Origin of the sequence: Desulfobacula sp. (assembly GCF_014237455.1) — a bacterium.
In the GTDB taxonomy this organism is placed as follows: domain Bacteria; phylum Desulfobacterota; class Desulfobacteria; order Desulfobacterales; family Desulfobacteraceae; genus Desulfobacula.
Window position 1 is genome coordinate 84,010 of sequence record NZ_JABZFL010000051.1, and the last position, 19,776, is coordinate 103,785.

Annotated in this window: 19 protein-coding genes; 10 read left to right on the top strand and 9 right to left on the bottom strand. The window is 38.6% G+C overall.

The genetic code is table 11. From position 1 onward, the window contains the following. Nucleotides 1-2: 2 nt before the first annotated feature. Both HGJ91_RS07505 and HGJ91_RS07510 read right to left on the bottom strand, forming a co-directional pair. The gene (locus tag HGJ91_RS07505; protein ID WP_291347093.1) at nucleotides 3-317 is read right to left on the bottom strand and encodes a hypothetical protein; all 315 of its coding nucleotides are present in this window, start codon (nucleotides 315-317) and stop codon (nucleotides 3-5) included. A 110-nt stretch (nucleotides 318-427) separates the two neighbouring features. Continuing rightward, nucleotides 428-1,717, bottom strand: a complete 1,290-nt coding sequence (locus tag HGJ91_RS07510) for a TolC family protein (RefSeq protein ID WP_291347094.1) — start codon at nucleotides 1,715-1,717, stop codon at nucleotides 428-430. A 233-nt stretch (nucleotides 1,718-1,950) separates the two neighbouring features. Here HGJ91_RS07510 and HGJ91_RS07515 point away from each other — a divergent pair, with 233 nt between their 5' ends. The 5 genes from HGJ91_RS07515 to HGJ91_RS07535 all read left to right on the top strand — a co-directional run bounded on the left by HGJ91_RS07515 (nucleotide 1,951) and on the right by HGJ91_RS07535 (nucleotide 6,511). Further along, nucleotides 1,951-2,838, top strand: coding sequence for a phosphoribosylaminoimidazolesuccinocarboxamide synthase (locus HGJ91_RS07515; RefSeq protein WP_291347095.1), 888 nt, complete (start codon nucleotides 1,951-1,953; stop codon nucleotides 2,836-2,838). After that, entirely contained in the window at nucleotides 2,831-3,805 is a 975-nt protein-coding gene (locus tag HGJ91_RS07520; RefSeq protein WP_291347096.1) for a ParB N-terminal domain-containing protein, read from the top strand. Before HGJ91_RS07515 ends, HGJ91_RS07520 begins: the two co-directional genes overlap by 8 nt. Continuing rightward, the gene (locus HGJ91_RS07525) at nucleotides 3,802-4,908 is read left to right on the top strand and encodes a spore photoproduct lyase family protein (RefSeq protein ID WP_291347097.1); all 1,107 of its coding nucleotides are present in this window, start codon (nucleotides 3,802-3,804) and stop codon (nucleotides 4,906-4,908) included. Before HGJ91_RS07520 ends, HGJ91_RS07525 begins: the two co-directional genes overlap by 4 nt. 13 nt (nucleotides 4,909-4,921) lie before the next feature. Then, complete coding sequence (locus tag HGJ91_RS07530) at nucleotides 4,922-5,806, top strand: diacylglycerol kinase family protein (protein ID WP_291347098.1); 885 nt, start codon at nucleotides 4,922-4,924, stop codon at nucleotides 5,804-5,806. A gap of 150 nt (nucleotides 5,807-5,956) precedes the next feature. Beyond that, entirely contained in the window at nucleotides 5,957-6,511 is a 555-nt protein-coding gene (locus HGJ91_RS07535; protein ID WP_291347099.1) for a 1-acyl-sn-glycerol-3-phosphate acyltransferase, read from the top strand. Between the two features lie 67 nt (nucleotides 6,512-6,578). Here the strand turns inward: HGJ91_RS07535 and fusA are convergent, their stop codons facing one another. The 6 genes from fusA to xseA all read right to left on the bottom strand — a co-directional run bounded on the left by fusA (nucleotide 6,579) and on the right by xseA (nucleotide 13,716). Next, nucleotides 6,579-8,654 carry an elongation factor G gene (gene fusA, locus HGJ91_RS07540; RefSeq protein ID WP_291347100.1) on the bottom strand — a complete coding sequence of 692 codons (2,076 nt, stop codon included), beginning with the start codon at nucleotides 8,652-8,654 and terminating at the stop codon, nucleotides 6,579-6,581. A 69-nt stretch (nucleotides 8,655-8,723) separates the two neighbouring features. After that, nucleotides 8,724-9,497, bottom strand: coding sequence for a TlyA family RNA methyltransferase (locus HGJ91_RS07545; protein ID WP_291347101.1), 774 nt, complete (start codon nucleotides 9,495-9,497; stop codon nucleotides 8,724-8,726). After that, nucleotides 9,478-11,361 (bottom strand): 1-deoxy-D-xylulose-5-phosphate synthase, encoded by a 1,884-nt coding sequence (gene dxs, locus HGJ91_RS07550; protein ID WP_291347102.1) that lies wholly within the window; start codon nucleotides 11,359-11,361, stop codon nucleotides 9,478-9,480. The genes HGJ91_RS07545 and dxs overlap by 20 nt, the downstream gene beginning before the upstream one ends. 22 nt (nucleotides 11,362-11,383) lie before the next feature. Then, entirely contained in the window at nucleotides 11,384-12,289 is a 906-nt protein-coding gene (locus tag HGJ91_RS07555; protein ID WP_291347103.1) for a polyprenyl synthetase family protein, read from the bottom strand. A 1-nt stretch (nucleotide 12,290) separates the two neighbouring features. Next, the gene (gene xseB, locus HGJ91_RS07560) at nucleotides 12,291-12,518 is read right to left on the bottom strand and encodes an exodeoxyribonuclease VII small subunit (protein WP_291347104.1); all 228 of its coding nucleotides are present in this window, start codon (nucleotides 12,516-12,518) and stop codon (nucleotides 12,291-12,293) included. Beyond that, on the bottom strand, nucleotides 12,511-13,716 hold the full coding sequence (xseA, locus tag HGJ91_RS07565; RefSeq protein ID WP_291347105.1) for an exodeoxyribonuclease VII large subunit: 1,206 nt from the start codon (nucleotides 13,714-13,716) through the stop codon (nucleotides 12,511-12,513). The genes xseB and xseA overlap by 8 nt, the downstream gene beginning before the upstream one ends. Nucleotides 13,717-14,080: 364 nt before the next feature. Here xseA and HGJ91_RS07570 point away from each other — a divergent pair, with 364 nt between their 5' ends. The 5 genes from HGJ91_RS07570 (at nucleotide 14,081) to HGJ91_RS07590 (ending at nucleotide 18,325) form a co-directional block, all read left to right on the top strand. Beyond that, a complete protein-coding gene (locus HGJ91_RS07570) occupies nucleotides 14,081-14,929 on the top strand; it encodes a hypothetical protein (RefSeq protein ID WP_291347106.1) in 849 nt (282 codons plus the stop codon). 351 nt (nucleotides 14,930-15,280) lie between these two features. Beyond that, nucleotides 15,281-16,234, top strand: coding sequence for a hypothetical protein (locus HGJ91_RS07575; protein ID WP_291347107.1), 954 nt, complete (start codon nucleotides 15,281-15,283; stop codon nucleotides 16,232-16,234). Further along, nucleotides 16,218-16,472: a cupin domain-containing protein gene (locus tag HGJ91_RS07580; RefSeq protein WP_291347108.1), complete on the top strand. Its 255-nt coding sequence runs from the start codon at nucleotides 16,218-16,220 to the stop codon at nucleotides 16,470-16,472. The genes HGJ91_RS07575 and HGJ91_RS07580 overlap by 17 nt, the downstream gene beginning before the upstream one ends. A 134-nt stretch (nucleotides 16,473-16,606) precedes the next feature. Further along, nucleotides 16,607-17,329, top strand: coding sequence for a thioredoxin-dependent peroxiredoxin (gene prxU / locus HGJ91_RS07585; RefSeq protein WP_291347109.1), 723 nt, complete (start codon nucleotides 16,607-16,609; stop codon nucleotides 17,327-17,329). 288 nt (nucleotides 17,330-17,617) lie between these two features. Further along, on the top strand, nucleotides 17,618-18,325 hold the full coding sequence (locus HGJ91_RS07590) for a Bax inhibitor-1/YccA family protein (RefSeq protein ID WP_291347110.1): 708 nt from the start codon (nucleotides 17,618-17,620) through the stop codon (nucleotides 18,323-18,325). Nucleotides 18,326-18,413: 88 nt separating this feature from the next. On the opposite strand, the gene glmM is transcribed toward HGJ91_RS07590, so the two are convergent. After that, nucleotides 18,414-19,751, bottom strand: coding sequence for a phosphoglucosamine mutase (gene glmM, locus HGJ91_RS07595; protein WP_291347111.1), 1,338 nt, complete (start codon nucleotides 19,749-19,751; stop codon nucleotides 18,414-18,416). Nucleotides 19,752-19,776 lie beyond the last annotated feature (25 nt).

Sequence of the window (19,776 nt, forward strand, 5' to 3'; positions counted from 1 at the left end):
GTTTATTTTTTTATAATATCAGATTCAAGTCGATCAGCAATTTCAATTGCCGTGGTTAAGGCATCATTAATCATAAATAATTGAATTTTTAAAGTTTTTAATGAAGCAGGGGTTGCGGAAATTTTTTCCGGACCGGAAAAAAGTTTTGCAAGTTCCTTGGATTTTTTTGCAAACTCGAACAGTTTTTCGCTGAAATTTACAATTTCACCCGTCCATTTATCTCTTTCTTCCTTGGAAATATCAATATTTGCATTACCAGTTCCGTTGATGAGATGATCAATCTGATAGTCTTCCGGGTTTGCAATTATTTCATACATGTGATTCTCCTTTCAAAACGCATTCATATCAACATTAAATGTCACAGTCTAAGAATATTTTATCAATGTGTTTAAGTCAAGCCTTGGGTACCCGAAACATTACAGATTCACTATGCTTGATTAAAAAGAAATGAAATTAAATCACCCTTGGTGTACAGAATCTTAAGTACAGAAAGGTAGTAGATGTATTTAGCATCTAAAATTCTTCTCTGAGCAGTAACCAGTAAAGTGTTTGCATCCATCATATCAATACTGTCCGCCATACCGTATTTGAACTGCATTTGAACCGCATTGTAGTTCTCCTGTGCAAATTTCAATTCGTCCTGTAAATTCAATAATGCACTTTGTGCAGTTTTATAATCCAGAAAAGAAATTTTTGAATCCAGAATGATCGTTTTTTCTTGCAGAGTTAAAGCATTTTTTGCCTTTCTCTGGCCCGCAAGAGCCTGCCTGATCTCGGCTCGTCGCAACCCCCCATCATAGAAGGCAAAGACAAGTTCTCCTGTGAAATAAACGTCTTCCGTGTCCATTGAACTGGAATTATACTTAATATCAACCTCTTTGTATCCCGCTTCAAGGGAAAGTGTGGGCCAATAATCGCTTTTTTCAAATTTAATGGTTTTTTCGGCGATTTCAAGATTCTTTTTTGCTTCTTTTATTTCTGTCCTGTTTTTCAACGCATACGTCTGAATATCTTCCAGACTAGACTGATAATTTTCAATACCTGAAATATCTTCTTTCTGGATATTAAAATCATCCTCAATCTCGACAAGATTATGCAATCCCGCCTTGCTTTTCAATACCCTGTTTTCCGCCCTTACCAGATCTGTCAAAGATTTAGACAGCTCTGCTTCAGCTCTGTATAAATCAGTTTTGGTTACATTTCCAACACTTAGTTTTTCCTTTACGGCATCTCTGTGAGTGGTAAGACGGTTTACATCTGATTGGGAAATTTCAAGATATCTTTGAGCACTTAATATGTTGTAATAGGCCTGGGCCACCTGCAATAGGTACTGGGAACGGATGGTTTCAAGGGAAAATTCTTTGCCTTCAATGGTTCTTGTTGTAACATCCAGAGCAATCAACTCTTTTCCATTAAGCGTAAATGACTGTGTTAATTTAATCCCCAGTGTCAGGGTATCGGGAGCAGCGATATCAGCATCTTTATATTCCTTCATGGTACCATAGGCTGTGCCTCTTGGTATTAAGACAGATAATGCTCTGGCCTTGTCCTGTTGAGCGATATATACATCGTCTTGGGCAATCTTAATGGTCTCACTATGCTTATAGGCAAGTTGTGTTAAATCATAGAGAGAATACGTTGTTTGACAAACTGCAGGAATCTGGCTGAAAAAAATAATAAAGGGGATGAAAAACAATTGAATCGGTGTTTTTTTCATTTTGGAACCTCGTTTATTGAAAATCAAAATTTAATCCACAATATTATCATTTTACGATCGCCGTCAAGTTTACAAAATATTAAAATTTAAATTATTGTAAAACAGTGTTCATCATTGACGCTGTTATTCCTTTAAATTCAGTCTTTTTATTGCAACAATGGATAAATATTCTATTTTGTGATATTAAACACCAAAAATTGTATAACTAATTATTATAAAATAAGGAGATTGAGATGGTATCCATTCCAAAGACTCAATTTGATGATCTGTCCCTGGTCAGACAGGGTAAAGTCAGGGATATTTTTGACACGGGAGACGCCCTGTTGATGGTTACCACTGACAGGCTTTCCGCCTTTGATGTTGTCCTGCCGGATATTATTCCTGACAAGGGAAAAGTTTTAAACCAGATTTCCGTATTCTGGTTCAAACAAATGGAAACCATTGTAAAAAATCATATTATTACGACCAATGTAAATGAGTACCCAAAAGATTTCAAACCGCATTCAGCTGCTTTGGATAAACGTAGCATGCTGGTAAAAAAAGCCGAACCGCTTCCGGTTGAATGCATTGTAAGGGGGTATATAACCGGTTCTGGCTGGAGCTCCTATCAAAAAGAAGGTCATGTCTGCGGGATCAAATTACCGGAAGGTTTAAAAGAATCTGACAAACTTGCACAACCGCTTTTTACACCGTCTACCAAAGCCGAAATTGGCGATCATGATATTAATATCAGTTTTGATGAAGCCGTTAAGTTGGTTGGCAGTGAAAAAGCGGAAAAACTTAAAAACTTAAGCCTTGAAATATACAAAAAAGGGGCTGAATATGCCCTGTCCAAAGGAATTATTATTGCCGATACCAAATTTGAATTTGGGATTTTAGACGGGGAGATTATCCTTATTGATGAAATTCTTACCCCGGACTCCTCCAGGTTCTGGCCTTTGAACGACTATGAGCCCGGAAGAGGGCAAAACAGCTTTGATAAGCAATATGTCAGGGACTGGCTCATTGATTCCGGATGGGATAAAAAACATCCGGGCCCCAAATTGCCCCAGGAAGTGATTGATACGACGTCAAAAACATATAAAGATATTTTCACACGTTTGACTGGTGAAAATGTCTGATTTTTTGTGCAAAATAAATATGTTGGATATTGATCTGACAGACCAGCGATATAAAATTTCATTTTTAGAAGAGGATATAACCTTTCTTGCACACTCAATTAAGGAAACAGGCCTGGTTATCCCTCCGATTGTCAGGCCTTTAGCCAATAAGTTTATTATTGTTTCAGGGTTCAACAGGGTCAGGGCTCTAATCTATAATAATCGGGCCCACAATAACGAAACAAAGATACTTGTATATGAAACAAAACCGGATGCAACAGACTGTTCTTGTCTTATAATGTCCATAACTGCTCTTGCTTTTAAAAGACCGTTAACTCATTCTGAACTTATCATAAGTACCAGACGTCTTTCTCAATTTTTGGATAAAAAACAGATCGCAAAAAAATCTTCTGCCATCTTTAACATAGAGCTTAATGTTCGATTTGTAGAGGATTTATTGGCTATTGGTGCGCTGCCGGATCCAGCTTTGGAATTAATCCATCACGGCAATCTATCTTTCAAGTCTGCTAAAAGAATAGCATCTTACGAAAAAGAGATCATAAAGGTCTTTTTAAATATTTTTTCAAAAATTAAAGCATCCAATAACAAACAGCTTGAAATCATACTGCATATAATGGAAATTACAGCCAGAGATGCCATTAAACCGGAACGTTTTTTTAAGAATCAAAATATTCAAGATATTCTCTTTGATGAAAACAAGGAGCCGGGATTAAAAACCAAAGAGTTACGAGCCTGGCTCTTTGAACAGCGGTTTCCAACCATTTTCAAGACGCGTCAAATGACCCGGGAAAAAATTACATCTATAAAGCTTGGAAACAACATCAAATTTTTACCACCACAAAACCTTGAGAGCCAAAACGTCTCCATCTCCTTTACCGCCAAAAATTACAGCGAGTTTGAGGCCAGTGTTCAGAACCTTCACGCTGTTATAGGGAACAAAGAACTAAAAGAAATTTTCAACCCATGAAAATCGATACTCTTTTTATTGATAAAGCAGTACCACGGGATTTTGAAACTGACTATTTGATTTCCAGGCTTAAAACAGATCCCCAATGGGTAGAAGATTCAAAAACAGTCTATGATGTCATTAATACTGCTGATGATCCTGTCTCAAAAGCCAAAAAGACACTCTATATTACGCAGAACAAGGGAGCTGTCATCAAGGCATGCCCTGGAACCAGTTATTATACCTGTTGTGATTATACCATTCTTCATACCGGTACATTTTGTACTATGGATTGCTCGTATTGCATTCTTCAGGCCTATTTTCACCCCCCTGTTCTGCAATATTTTGCAGGACTTGAAACGCTTGGTCACAATCTTGAAAAAATATTCACCCAAAATAAAATATTCAGAATCGGAACCGGAGAATACACAGACTCTCTTATCTGGGAAAAAATCAGTCTTCAGCCAAAATTTCTTGTTGAAACATTTGCAAGGCAGAATAATTGTCTTTTGGAACTCAAAACCAAAACCGTTAATATAGACTCCTTACTTCCCCTTGATCACAACGGCAAAACCGTTATTGCCTGGTCATTGAACACATTGGATATTATCCGTTCCGAAGAAAAGGGCACAGCGTCGCTTAAAGCCCGTCTTGAAGCAGCCAGACGTGTCGAATCAAAGGGATATAAACTTGCGTTTCATTTTGATCCCCTGGTGATTTATCCGGACTGCGAGAATCAATACAAGAAAGTGATAAAACAGATTTTCGAACATGTCCGGAGCGAAAGTATCGTATGGATCAGTATCGGTACGTTTCGGTTCATGCCAAAGTTAAAACAGATCATTGAAAAACGATTCAACGATTCAACCATCTGTTACGGAGAGTTTATCCTTGGACTTGATAATAAGATGAGATATTTCAAACCATTGAGAATAAAACTTTACAAACAAATTATTTCATGCATAAAAGAATATGCCCCGAATCTGCTGGTATATTTTTGCATGGAAGACGAAGAAGTCTGGGAAAAATGTATGGGGTTTTTCCCAAAAAAAGAAGGGGAGCTTGGACATTATTTAGATAAAAGTGCGGTAACACACTGCAGCTTAAATCCTCATTTTTTGTAAACAAAAGGAGTTTATGAAAGTTGCCTTAATCGTCAATCCTTACGCAGGTGGTAAAAAAAGCGGGAAACTGCTGCCTTTGATTGAAAAAAAACTTTCTTTAAACCGTATTGACTTTCATACCTATCTTTCTGTTTACCATGGACATATTCTCAAAATTACCTCCGAGCTTAAAACAAAAGACTATGATGCCATCGTTTCCATTGGCGGCGATGGAACCAACTTTTCTGTCTTAAACGGTCTTTTAACTAATTTTAAATCCAAAAACCTTCCCCCCCTTGGTATCATTCCTATTGGTTCAGGGAACTCCTTTGCCAAAGATTTAAATATTCATCATTATGAGGATGGCATCAGATCGATTGTTGAAAACAATCCAAGATGGATAGATGTCTGCTCTTTTACACAGGCCCCAAAAAAGTTTTATTTTGTAAATCTGACCGGGTTGGGATTTGTCACGGATGTGGCAGAAACAGCTCAGAAATTTAAATGCTTTGGGGATTTTTCTTACATTATCGGTGTTTTTTACAGGACTGTAAAACTTAATTTTCATTACATGGAGCTTGAAATTGACGGGAAAATGATATCTGGAGAAAACTGTTTTGTTGAGTTTTGTAATTCACGCTATACCGGCGGAAATATGATGATGGCGCCTGATGCCAAACTTGATGACGGTTACATGGATATTATTATTGCAGGCAAATTGTCCAGGACAAGCCTTTTGGCAACCTTGCCAAAAATCTTTAAGGGAACTCATATCGAACATCCTTTGGTAAGCTCTTTCAAGGCTAGAAAAGCCACAATCAAAACATGGCCGGCTAAAACCTTGTTGCCGGATGGTGAATTATTCGGTATCACGCCAACAACTATAAATGTACACCATAAAATGATACGGTATCTTTAGTTGAAAAAGATAGTTTCAATATATTTATGGATTATTGGCGGGATCTTTTTTTTATTTTCATTTGTTATTCTTGTTTTCTGTCTGTTTTTGTTACCTCAAAAAACCACCTTCACCATTGCCAGATTTCTATTTAATATTTTAATCAGATTGATGGGAATAAAGCTTGTTGTGACCGGCAGGGAACATATTCGTCCTGATCAAGCTTACCTGATCATGGGAAATCACCAGAGTCTTTTTGATATTTTCGTCATTCCGGCAGCCATTCCTCTGTGTTTCATCGGAGTGGAAGCTGCCTATCATTTTTCCTTGCCTGTCTGGGGATATCTGATCCGGAAATGGGGGTGCATCCCCATAGAAAGAAACAACCTTGAAAATGCCATTTTAAGCCTTGAAATGGCAAAGAAGACGCTTTTGTCCGGGATGAATATCGGCATATTGCCTGAAGGACACAGAACGCTTACAGGAGAGATAGCACCCTTTAAAAAAGGACCGTTTCATTTGGCCAAAGATGCCACTGCTGATATTTTGCCGTTTGCAACAACTGGTTTGTTTAATTATCATCGGAAAGCAAGCTTGATTTTAAGGCCGGGAAAAGTGACAGTAAATATTGGAAAACCGATTCCTTACGATACGTTTAAAGATTTATCCGTAGAGGAGACAAGACAAAAACTTTTTGATACTATCTCAAAATTAAGCCAACAATAAACCCGGGCAGTTAAGAACTGTTTCTTAACTGCCCGGGTTTGGTTCATCAGTTATGGTATAAGCTTGTTTACTTATTCTCTTCTTTCTCAGCGGTTACCCTGTCAATAACTTTTTGTGCCAGATCACCCGGAACGACATCATATTGTTCAAATTCCAGGGTAAAGGTTCCTCTGCCAGCTGTCATAGAACTTAAATCCGGCGCATATCTAAGGATTTCAGCCATGGGAACCAGGGCATTGATGATCTGTTTATCGTCTTCGGAATCCATTCCAAGAACCCTGCCGCGTCTGGAATTAAGGTCACCCATAATATCACCCGTACTATCATCCGGAACTTTCACGGAAATCTTCATAATCGGTTCAAGCAGGGTCGCTTTTGCATCTTTTGCCGCATTCTTAAAGGCAAGGGTTCCCGCCATTTTAAACGCCATTTCAGAAGAATCAACAGAATGATAGGATCCAAAATCAAGGGTTGTTCTGAAATCAACACAGGGAAACCCTGCAAGTATACCTGTTTTAGACGTTTCTCTGATACCAGCTTCAACCGCCGGAATATAATTTTTAGGGATAACCCCGCCGACAATTTTATCTACAAACTCAAATCCTCTGCCGTTGGGAAGGGGTTCGAGAACAATCCAGCAGTCACCATACTGACCATGCCCGCCAGACTGTTTTTTATGCTTGCCCTGAACACGAATTTTTTTCTTAAAGGTTTCCCGATAGGCCACCTTTGGTGTTTCAATGCTCATGCCCACATTAAATTTTCTCTGAATTTTTTCAGCCGTCACTTCTATATGAACAAGACCTCTGCCGGAAAGGATGGTCTGTTTGGTTTCTTCATTCCTTTGAAGCTGAAGTCCTGTGTCTTCTTCAAGAATTTTTCTGACGGCTTCGTGGATTTTATCTTCATCATTTTTTGACTTGGGTGAAATAGCAAAGGAGATAACAGGCGGCAAGGGCTGGGGTGCGGAAATCTGAATATCTTTTCCGCCTGTCAGGGTATCACCGGTCAAAGTGCTCTTGAGTTTTGCCACGGCAACAATAGATCCCGGAAGCGCACTGGTTATGGTGTTTTGTTCCTTACCCGCAATTTCAAGAAGTTGTGAAAATCTTTCTTTTGTGTCCTTTGTTGTATTAACAACATTGCCTTCTTTTCCAAGACTTCCTGAAATGACTCTAAACAGAGAAAGTCTTCCTGCATAGGGATCAACAATGGTGTTGAAAACAAAGCCGCAGAATTGGGCATCAGGATCGGGAGAAATAATAACATCCTCACCCTTAGCATCTTTTGCTGTCCAGTCTCCTCTGTCAAGGGGAGACGGCATATAATCATTGATAATATCAGAAACCGTATCAATGCCGATCATTTTTGTGGCGGAACAACAAATGGCAGGATAAAACTGGGCATCTTGGATCCCTTGTCTGAATGTTGCCTTGAGTTCATCTTCGGTGATTTCTTCACCTTCCAGATATTTTTCAAGAAGCTCATCATCAAGTTCAGCTACATCCTCGATAAATTCTTCTTTTGCCATTTCAATATCATCTGACATGTCAGAAGGAACATCAACCTGGGTTGATGTTCCTTCTGCATCATATTCATAGGCCTGACCTGAAATAATATCCACAAACCCTGTAAAATCATTTTCAGAACCAATGGGATAAAAAATGGGAACGATCTTTTTTTTAAGTGCTGTTTTGCAAGCCTCGATACAGGTTGAGAAATCCGATCTTTCCCGATCCAGCTTATTCACAATAACAAAACCGGGCAAATTATATTCCAATGCACTGGCTGCAGCTTCTTCGGTCATGGCAGAAGGTCCGCCAACCCCGTCAATTACAAATGCCAGGCAGTCTGCAACAGGAAAGCATGTTTTAGAAGCAGAGAAAAAATTCTGATCGCCAGGAGTGTCCATCAAAGTAATTGTATGTTTATTATGCGTATACTTAATAAAGGATGTATTAATACTCTGCTGTTTCCTGGTTTCTTCAGGCTGAAAATCCATGACGGTATTGCCTTCTTCGACCCTTCCAAGACGGTTGGTAACTCCAGCCTTAAAAAGCATAGCCTCAGCAAGAGTTGTCTTGCCCGCACCTCCATGGCCAGCCAGAGCCACATTTCTCATGGTTTTAATTTCTTCGCTCATTACTGCTCCTCATAAACAATTAATAAAAAGTTATATTTAAATAATCAAATTTAAATAAAATTAATAGTGTTATTTTAAATTTTCTTTAAAAGTTAAGGATATAATATACTCAATATTTCCTTTCGGGCCGCAAATAGGGGAGGGGACCACCTGGTTTATCCGGTATCCTTTCTCCTTAAAAAATTTTTTTAACTCTTCTATCACCATTTTTCTAATTTCAGGATCCTTTACAACACCCCCCTTGCCAATGTTCTTTTTTCCTGCCTCAAATTGAGGTTTGATTAATGCTAAAACCTGTGTATCATCTCTCATGAATTTTTCAGCAGAAGGGATAACTGTCTTTAAAGAGATAAAAGAGGTATCTGCTACAACCACATCCACTTTTTCATTGATTACTTCATAGGGCATATGCCGGATATTGGTCCTTTCAATAACCGTTACCCGTGAGTCTTGTCTTAAAGACCAGTCAAACTGCCCATATCCCACATCCACTGCATATACTTTGCCTGCCCCGTACTGAAGCAGGCAATCGGTAAAACCACCGGTTGAAGCACCAATATCAAGGCAGATCAACCCTTTCACTGATACAGGTATCGTTTTTAACGCCTTTTCAAGCTTTAAGCCCCCCCGGCTGACAAATGGATTGTCGTCCTGTTTTACAATGATCTTTGCATCATTCGCAATCAAGGTTCCGGGTTTGTCCACAGGAATATCATTCACAAGTACTTTGCCTGCCATGATGAGAGCTTTTACCCGACTCCTGGATTTAACCAGGCCCTTGTCAACAACAAAGTGATCCAGTCTGATTTTATTTTTTAACCCTTTATTCAATAGTCTTGTCATGTAATTTTAATGCTGTAGTTACAATAGCGGTATGGTCTATTCCATAGTCTCGTCTTAAAACATCCTGTGGTCCATGCTCGACAAATTCATTTTTAATGCCGATCCTTTTTATCGGAAAGCCTGTCATTCCTTTGTCTGACAGCATTTCCAGAACAGCAGAGCCAAATCCTCCATCAAGAACATGGTCTTCAACGATAATGGTTTTCCTGATTTTCAATACATATTCACAGATCAGTTCAGCATCAAGGGGTTTAACAAACCTGGCATTAATTATAGTTACACTGATATCATGGTCTTTCAGTTGTTCGCAGGCTTTTAAAGCTTCACAAACTGATTTGCCAATGGCAATAATTAACAGATCATGACCATCACATATCACTTCGCCTTTCCCCATTTTCAATGATCGCGGATGCGCCTCAATTTGAACACCAAGTCCTATACCCCTTGGATATCTTATGGCAACAGGACCATCATGTTTAACGGCTGTTGAAAGCATTCTTGCCAGTTCATTCTCATTACTGGGTGCCATAATTGTCATGTTTGGCATGCAGCGAAGGTATGAATAATCAAAAAGACCGTGATGGGTGGGACCGTCTTTGCCAACAATACCCCCCCGGTCAATGGCAAATACAACCGGATGCGCATCAATACAGACATCATGAAGAATCTGATCAAAGGCTCTCTGCAGAAAAGTGGAATAAATGGCAACAACCGGTTTTAAGCCTTTGGATGCAAGTCCTGCTGAAAATGTAACTGCGTGCTGTTCTGCAATGCCCACATCGAAAAACCTGTCCGGATAGTGTTGGGAAAATTCGACCAGGCCGGTGCCCTCGGGCATGGCAGCCGTCACGGCAACTATTTTTTTATTGGTTTTGGCAAGTTTGACCATTTGAGAACCAAACACCTGGGTATAGCTTGGAATCCCGTTGGATATTTTTTTGCTTTTGCCTGTCTCAACTGCAAACGAATCCACACCATGAAAATAGATTGGATTCTTTTCAGCCGGTTCATATCCTTTTCCTTTTACGGTTGTAACATGTAAAAGAACCGGATCTTTAGGGTTTTTGATATTTTTGAGAATATCGATTAAATGGTCTAAATTATGTCCGTCAATGGGCCCGAAGTAATCAAAATTAAAGGCTTCAAACAACATGCCCGGTGTAACAAAGGTTTTAAAGGACTCTTCAGACCGTTTGGCAATATTGTACATATCATCACCGATTTTGGGCAAAGATTTTAAAAATGCACCAAACTGACTTCTCATGGATTGAAGAGATCTGGCTGAAAAGGTCCGGCTTAAAAACGAAGACAGGGCGCCCACATTCGGCGAGATGGACATGTCATTATCATTTAAAATAACAATAAGGTTGCGTTTTGAATCCCCAGTCTGATTCAATCCTTCATAGGCCAGGCCGGCTGTTAAAGAACCATCTCCGATAACTGAAATAACATCAGACACATCTTTATTTAAATATTTGGCATAACAGATCCCAAGCCCGGCAGAAATAGAGGTCGAGGAATGTCCCACTGTAAATCCGTCATAGGGGCTCTCTTTAATTTTTGAAAATCCGGATAACCCTTTATACTGACGAAGGCTGTCAAAAGTGTCATTTCTTCCGGTAATCAACTTATGGGCATAAGATTGATGCCCGACATCCCATATCAATGTATCCTTTGGCAGATCAAAGACAGTGTGGATTGCCAGTGTCAACTCCACAGCCCCCAGGCTTGAGGCGAGATGTCCGCCGTTTTTTGATACCACATCAATAATTCTTTTACGGATTTCACCAGCCAGAAGCTTTAATTCGGGTCTGGAAAGCTGTTTAATATCTTTAGATGTTTTTATGTGTTCAAGAAGGCTCAAAATTTTTTAATCTCAATCTCTGTTAGTGGTTTCTGTTAATAATATAGCCGGCAATTGCTCTTAAAGGAGTTGCGGCTTCATCAAAATTCGAAATTGCCTCAATGGCATCATCAATGAGTTTTTCTGCATATTTTTTTGATTCGTCAAGACCGATAACTGCCGGAAACGTCATTTTCTCATTTAATGCATCAGATCCTGCAGCCTTTCCCATTATTTCCGGATCACCTTCAATATTCAAGATATCATCCACAACCTGAAATGCCAGGCCGATTTTATCGGCATAAACAATTAATTTTTCAATCGTTTCCGGATCAGCCCCCGCACTTAAGGCTCCTGCTTCAACACTGACGGTGATCATTTTGCCGGTTTTAAGTGCATGTATCTTATTTAAATGGTCTAAGTCATTTTTTTGTTTTGGTTGAAAAGACTGCATATCAAGCATCTGTCCCTCAACCATGCCCTGAATACCCGCAGCCTGTGAAATTTTCGAAATCAATTTAATCCTTGTCTGACTATCCGGGTATAGTTTAAAGACTTGTTCCGGCTGAGACATAATATTAAACGCGTGGGTTAATAAGGCATCTCCGGCCAGAATGGCAGTAGCCTCACAAAATTTTTTGTGGCAGGTCGGCAGTCCGCGTCTTAAGTCATCATTATCCATGGCAGGCAAATCATCATGAATCAAAGAATAGGTATGGATCATTTCAATGGCACAGCAGGCGGGCAGGGCGATTAAAAAATCCTTCCCGCAGGCCTGGGCCGCAGCCATTGACAGAACAGGGCGCAGTCTTTTTCCCCCGGCCATAAGAGAATGGTCCATCGCCATAACCAGTTCATGCTTTTGATTAAACTGCTGAAGAATAAGGTTCAAAAACCGGTTAACCAGTTCCTGTTTTTCCGTCAGGTATTGCTTCAGATTAAAATCCATATTATTGATCTTTAAAGGGTTCTTCTTTTAGATTACCATCACGGTCTTTTGTCAGCATCGTTATTTTTTTTTCGGTTTTATCTAAAAGATCAAGACAATATTTTGACTGCTTCATGCCGGATTCATATTTTTTGACGGCATCTTCAAGACAAAGTTCTCCTGATTCCATTTCCGTTACGATTTTCTCAAGCTCTTTTAAAGCTGCTTCAAACGTTTTTTTCTTAGCCATTTGTTTTTTCCACCCTTGTAACCAGTCGTCCTTTAGAAAGAATCACTTCTATTTGATCATTCTTTTTTACATCACTTGAATCTATAATCACTTTTTTATCTAAAACAAATCTTGAAATACTGTATCCTCTTTTTAAAATCGATTCTGGATTTAACGCCTGAAGCTTAGCATCAAGTTTTGAATGATTAATTTTTATCAATTGCAAATAATGCTTCATCATGTTGGTTAATCTTGTTTCATCATCTTCAAGCCTGAATCTGTAATCATGAACCATTGCCCCGGGGCTTTTTAATCTTGAAATCAAATAAGAAACGGCCTGGTTGAGCAGAACCACTTTTTTGTTCAATGATGTATTCAGATTTTTCTGTAGATTTAAAATCCCTTGAACCAGATTTTTTTTATCCGGAAGTGCCAGTTCTGCGGCAGCAGAAGGGGTAGGGGCTCTTAAATCAGCAACAAAATCTGCAATGGTATAATCGGTTTCATGGCCCACACCCGTGATAATCGGTATGTGAGAGTCAAAAATCGCAGTGGCAACAATTTCTGAATTAAATGCGGCCAGGTCTTCCAGAGACCCGCCGCCGCGTGCCAGTATGATCACGTCAGATTTTTGAGATTGATTGACAAGGTTTATGGCGTCACAGATTTCATTTTCCGATCTTATTCCCTGGACTTTAACCGGAATAATTTCAAGCGGACAGTTTGAAAACCGTCTCTGGGCAACAATAATAATATCTCTGACAGCAGCACCGGTACCAGACGTAATAATGCTGATGTGAGACGGTAAAAACGGAATCGGCTTTTTGTATTTCTCGTCAAAAAACCCCTGGCCGGACAATTTTTTTTTAAGCTGTTCAAAGGCAATCTGCATGGACCCTGTGCCTTTTGGTTCCAGGTGTTCGAAAATGATCTGATAAGATCCCCTGGGTTCATACAGGGAAAGTCGTGCCAGACCCATAATACTCATACCGTTTTCAGGTTCAAATTTCAGGTTGCGCTTTTGGTTTTTGAACATGACGGCACTGATGGCGGCCTGCTGATCTTTTAATGTAAAATAAGAATGGCCGGAACTAGGAACAGAGTAGTTGGAAATTTCTCCGGTCACCCATATAAAAGGAAAGGTGTCTTCCAAAAGAGATTTAATTTCTCTTGTTAGTTTAGAAACTGTATAAATATGTCCTGTGTTTTTTTCTGCCATTCTCATTTATCTGTAAAGCCAATTTTAATATAACCAAAACATTTAATATAAAACAACGGCGCTGTTTTCACAATAAAATTCTTGTAAAAAATATACCGGGATAACTTATCCAAAACTATCGTTTAAAAATGGACAGGATTTGTCTTGACATTGGGATTCACTCTAGTTCACTATAGTTTGTAAATTTTGAAAAATTCAACAGTGCTTTATTTTTAACAAATCGTTTTAAAAACTGTATTAGGTGACTTAATATCATATTATAAAGAAAATATATAAGGTTAATATGCAGAATTTTTTCTGCTTAATACGATAGTTGGACAAACAGAAAATGAGAAATTTGATATCCAAATTAAAAAAGTATCATATGAAGAAACGTTATAAAGCGATTCTTCAGGACAGAATGCATCTTACAGACTATGAAAGAGGTCAATTGATCCCTGAATTGAAATCAAGATTAGGCGTATTAAATCAATATTTCTCTGACATTATTAGAATTTGTGAAAACCAGAGAGACTCAAGATTATTCAAAGAAAATCTCAATTCAATAATTAATCCAAAGGGGCTGTCTTCATCATCAGAAGTTGATGCTCAATGTTTGTCCGAAAGGTTTTTCGATACAGTAAAAAATCAAGCGCAAATTGAAAATATTGACGATATAAATAGAATTCTTAAAAAATATGAAAACATTGAAGATGTTAGAAGATTGGGCCTTTTTCTTAATGAAGTGAACCTTTTGTGCTCGTCGTTATTAGAGGTTAAAAATAAACTGTTTCTGTTCAAGATTGAGGCATATCCACACATTCTTGACAAAAGGACCGGCCAAACTATAGCAGACATTCCCCATCAATTCTATTTGACCACCGAGCCCTTTCAGATCAGCATTCAAAATATCTCATCTGTTTGCAAAGCCACCTCAGAAACGGTTCATGAATGGCATAGACAAACCATGAATATGAAATCTCAGTTTTTAAATTTTCTTAGTAATAAAACCACTCTAAGAAATAATAGATTAATTCTTTTCATTCAAATCCTTGCTATTTTTCTTGCAATTGTTTTATCTGCATTTTTTCTTTCTGCGAATGATCCCTTTAACTTAATCAAAACGAATCAGGAATTAAAAAGCAGGGCTAAGGTATTGGAAGATGAAAACCAACTTTTGAGTAACCAACTGGTTCAGTTAAAAAAAGGTGAAAATAAGAATATAGCTGAATAAAAATATTGTCCAACCAGGCGCTTGAGATGGACTGGGCAAAGCCGTGCCGCTTTTGCAAGGCAGCATTTGACCGGTAGTTTTTACCTTTATCATAGTTTTTCGCTTATCGTTGCCCAGCCACTCAGCTTTACGATAATCTGACCGCTCCGCGGCCAGATTATCGGCGGCTGTTATGTGTAGAAAAGCAAAATAAAATGGTAAATGAAAAAAATATAAACAATTGTGTTTATTCCACCAATTTAGCGGTATAAGAACAATGAATATACACAAACGTTGTATGCTATTTAGGACAAGACCGACACAGACTCTGATACTATGAAACATTGGACTGAACCAAATGGAAACTTTATCGTGAATATTCCGATTGAATGGCAGTATAAAAATGTTGTTTATGAAGATATAGAAGAAAAATCACCGTATAGTTTTGAGCCATATGAAGACTCTTTAGGTTGTTTTCAATTAAGCTGTTATCCATTGTCAGAAAAGGGGCCTAACCCAAATTTTCCGATTCAAAAAAATAACTCAAAAGTAAAATGGTTAGCATCAAGAATGGATGATAAGGAATTTGATGTATTACTATTTCATGCACAGGTTGACGATTTGCTTTGCATGGCAAAATACATCTACTCTGCAAAGCTTAGAGATGACAAAAAAATTCAAGAGCAGATAGAAAAAGTAAAATTAGCACTAGATAGTTTTCGAGTTATACCACAAACTGATAGGGAGTTGGCAAGGCAACTTGATAAACATGATAATTTTTTATCTTCATTAACTGCCTCATATGATTTATTAAATAATGCATTGGAATCAGAATCATATATCGAAGTAATTGTAATTTTAGCAAATCAAATTGATGCATTTTTAAGGTCTTCGATAATTTTAAAAAAACAATTAGAAAAAAAAACCAACAACATTGAAGTAAAATATATTTTCCAGGGAGATGATGAATGGGGAATTAATGAAAGAAAAATTTACAAAAAGGCTCAGAAAATGAAAATCCTTGATGATGAAACCTTCAAGGAACTTAATAATTTATATGATTTAAGAAATCGTGTTATCCATCGCTATATTATTTCTTTTATAAAAACACGTGACATTGTTAAAATTGCATATGACTATTTAATTCTAAACGAAAAGATTCGGTTAATTTTAAAATCCTATGAAGAAATGCAATATGGAAAAGGATTTGGTATTTATGGTCGTGGATATAGCAAGGATGATGAATTTGATGAAACTGAATATAAAAGAGCTTTCTCTTGGGCAAATGATAAACATTTAATAGAAAAACTTGAACGAAAATTATAAAAAACAGCACAAAAATGAAAATGAATTTTTTATGGTAATAAAAGGCCATCTCACAATCAAGCTGCGAAACGAGAATATTGAGTTAAATGAGGGTGAGTTTTACATCATTCCAAAAGGGGTGGAGCACATGCCTGTTGCTGAAAATGAGGTTCATGTACTACTGTTTGAGCCGCAAAGCACGGTCAATACTGGAAGCGCTGATTCAGATAAAACCATTAGTACTCTCGAAAGAATATAATTGAATCTGCCGGATATGAAACAATTATTATTGATACATCAGAGTTTCGTAAAATTGATGGGGGGCTCAGCTGCCTGTCACTGAGATTTTAACAATTTAAGAATGAATTAACCGGCAAAGAATAAGGAGGGCGTATGGCAGAAGAATTAAAGGCGGGGTGTGCTCGACCCACCGGTGGTCCGGTAGGAGAAGAAACAGTTCCTGAACAAACACCTGAAAAAGACAATGAAAAAAAGGAGATCATGAATATGATACAAGTTGGCAAAAAAGCGCCGGATTTTACTGCGCCAGGCTATCAGAACGGCAGCTTCATTAATGTAAAGTTATCAGAAAACCTTGGGAAATGGGTTCTCCTGTGTTTTTACCCGGGTGATTTTACATTTGTCTGAGCAACGGAAATTTCAGCAGTTGCTGAAAAATATCCTGAATTTCAGAAACTTGGAGTAGAAATTTTATCCATGAGTATTGACAGCATGTTTGTACACAAAATGTGGAATGATCATGAGCTGTCCAAAATGGTAGACGGGGGCGTTCCTTTTGCCATGCTGTCTGACGCCGGCGGCAGAGTGGGAAAGGCCTATGGTGTTTATGATGAAGATGCAGGTGTTGAGACCCGCGGAAGATTTATTATTGATCCGGATGGAGTTATTCAAGGGTACGAAGTCTTAACACCACCGGTCGGAAGAAATGTTAATGAAAGCTTCCGGCAGGTTCAGGCTTTTCAGCTTGTAAGAGAGTCAAAAGGAACACAAGCCACACCATCGGGCTGGAGACCGGGCAAGATGACGCTTAACCCCGGACCGGAACTGGTCGGTAATGTTTGGAAAGAATGGAAAACCAAAATGGCATTTGACTAAATAAAAATAATAACAGAATTCAGCTGACACAAAAAGCCGATGCGATTTATGGTTTTTTGTGTCAGCATAAAAAAATACCCGCCGCCAGTGAACATTGCTTAAGTAAGAATAAAATTTTTGTTTGAGATTTGTGACATTTCCATAAGGTCTGATAATATATATTATGTAAACTTTTATAAAATTAACCAAAACAGGCCTTATTTCGGCACTTAACCAAATTATAATCTTGAAATCTCCCCCTTCCGTGTTATATTACAGCTCAAATAATAATTTTTTGGAGGAACAAAAATGGATCCATACTCTTCAGTTTCACAAAGCGCTGTCCTGGTAAAAACAAATTCTTTTATTAGAAGCGTATACAATTGGATGTTCATTGCGCTGTCCCTTACAGGCTTTACGGCATATTACGTATCTCATAATGAAACCGCGCTTCAAATCCTATACGGAACTCCCGGCTTAATCATGATATTGATTTTTGCAGAGCTTGGGTTTGTCTTTTTTCTAAGTGCGAGAATACAAAAAATTAAAGCTGCGACTGCGACTGCCCTGTTTACCATCTACTCCATTTTAAATGGCATAACCTTATCTTTTATTTTTCTTCGTTACACTGCCACGTCTATTGTCTCTACATTTATGATTTGCGCTGTAACGTTTCTTGCCTGCAGTGTTTATGGAATGGTCACCAAAAAAGATCTGACATCTCTTGGCGGATTTATGTTTATGGGCTTAATCGGAATTGTTATAGCCTCTGTTGTCAACATATTTATGCAAAGCTCAGCCATGCAAATGATCATTTCTTATATTGGTGTGGTTGTGTTTATCGGCCTTACCGCCTACGACACCCAAAAATTGAAAACCATGTCAGCCACAATCCCTAATAGTGCATCAGGGGCAATGATTCGAAAAGGCGCATTAATGGGAGCGCTTACCCTGTATCTTGACTTTATTAATCTGTTTATCATGATGCTTTATATTTTTGGCGGCAGCAGAGATTAATTTCCCCTCACCAATAACTGAGAATGCAAACGGGTATCTTTTATAGATACCCGTTTTGTTTATGGCGTGGCGGCGGCACCACGATTATTTAAATATTTTCTTTAATGCTTTTGCATATATCCTGGCAGTATTTTTCAACCTGACTCTGATCCGGTCCTTCCACCATTACCCGAAGCAAGGGCTGGGTGCCTGAATAGCGGATCAATACCCTGCCCGCATCTCCCAGCTTTTTTTCAACGGTTTTAATTGTATCTGCAATTGGCTTGATTTTCATGAAATCCGGGCGGGATTTATCCATTTTCACATTCATGAGTACCTGGGGATAGACCGTCATGACGGAAGCAAGACTGGATAATGATCGGCCTGTTTCCATCATTACCTCAAGCAGTTTTAATGCTGAAAGCATCCCGTCCCCGGTTGTATGGTCGTTTAAAAAAATCATATGACCAGAATCCTCGCCACCAATGACAGCACCGGATCGCTTCATCTCCTCAAGGACCTTGCGATCCCCGACATTAGATTTAATATGGCCAATCCCAAGACTGTCAAGCGTCTTACCCAAACCAATATTGCTCATGATTGTGCTTACAACTATGTTTTTATTCAGAATTCCCCGCTCTTTTGCAAACTTTGCGCAAACTGCAAGCACCCTGTCCCCTGTAATTTCGGTACCGTTTTCATCCACAGCGATGAATCTGTCAGCATCTCCATCAAATGCAAGCCCAATGTCTGCCTTTTCTTTGACCACCAGCCGTTGCAGTTCCTGTGTGTGCTGAGACCCGCAATCATCATTAATATTCTTTCCATCAGGAGAATCATATATAAATCGGGCATCAAACAATTTATCATTAAAAACCATATGGGCGATTTTTGACGCAGCCCCGTTTGAGCTGTCAATCATCAGTTTTAATTTTTTATCAAGTTTCTTAAAAGGAAACTTCGCTAACAAAAAACCGGAGTACCTTTCCAAACTATCTGAAATTACAGCCATTTTTCCAACATTTCCCCGTGGAACAATATTGCTGTTAAGGATATAATCCTCAATTTTATTTTCCTGTTCGTCTGATAGTTTTTCTCCCCCATGCTTAAAAATCTTAATTCCGTTATCCTGATATGGGTTATGGGAGGCGGATATGACAATTCCCGCGCCCGCACCTTTAACAGTAGAACACAGATATGCCACACCCGGTGTTGGTATGACACCGGCCAGCAGGACATCTATACCTGTTGATGAAACACCTGCCGCAAGGGCAGACTCCAGCATATCTCCTGAAATCCGCGTATCTTTTCCAATAATCACCGTTTGATAACCGTTCTCTTTGGTGAAAACGCCAACCGCCTGTCCTGTTTTCAACGCAATTTCACAGGTTATGGGGTATTGGTTGGCAACTCCCCTGATCCCATCTGTCCCAAAAAGTTTTCCCATTTTTTAGTCCTGCCAGATTATTAAT